This window comes from Shewanella sp. KT0246 (assembly GCF_019654955.1).
Taxonomy (GTDB): Bacteria; Pseudomonadota; Gammaproteobacteria; order Enterobacterales; family Shewanellaceae; genus Shewanella; species Shewanella goraebulensis.
Genome location: NZ_BPEV01000162.1, coordinates 1 through 426 on the forward strand (window position 1 = coordinate 1; position 426 = coordinate 426).

1 protein-coding gene is annotated in these 426 nt (G+C 50.2%); it reads left to right on the top strand.

The genetic code is table 11. The features are described from left to right. Positions 1-314, top strand: a 314-nt coding sequence (locus K5Q58_RS20970; protein ID WP_220755758.1) for a hypothetical protein, incomplete at its 5' end; no start/stop codon positions are given. Positions 315-426 lie beyond the last annotated feature (112 nt).

A 426-nucleotide genomic window follows, 5' to 3' on the forward strand; every position in this document is an offset into this window, starting at 1 on the left:
AGGGGGAGAGGAGAGGGGGAGAAGAGAAAGAGAGAGAGAGGGGGAGGGAAAAAGGAAAAAAGAGGAAAAAAGGGGGAAAGAGAAAAGAGAAAGAGAAAAGGAGGGGGGAGGGAAAGGGAGGAGGAAAAGAAAAAAGAGAAAAGGGAAGGGGAGGGGAGAGGAGGAGGAGGGGAGAGAGGAGGAAAAAGAAAAAAAGAAGGGAGGAAAAAAGGGAGAGAAGAAGGAGGGGAGGGAGGAGGGAAAAGGAGAGGAAAAAGGAGAAAGAGAAAAGGGAAGGGGGAGAGAGGGAGGAGAGGGGGGAGGGAACGGAGTAAGAGCGAGCGAAAAAAGGGGAAATCGGGACGGTAGATAACGAAGGGGGATGAAACAAAGAAGCAGAAAAGACAGGGGGGGAACGGAAAAAGAAAATTTATGTTACGCCTACGC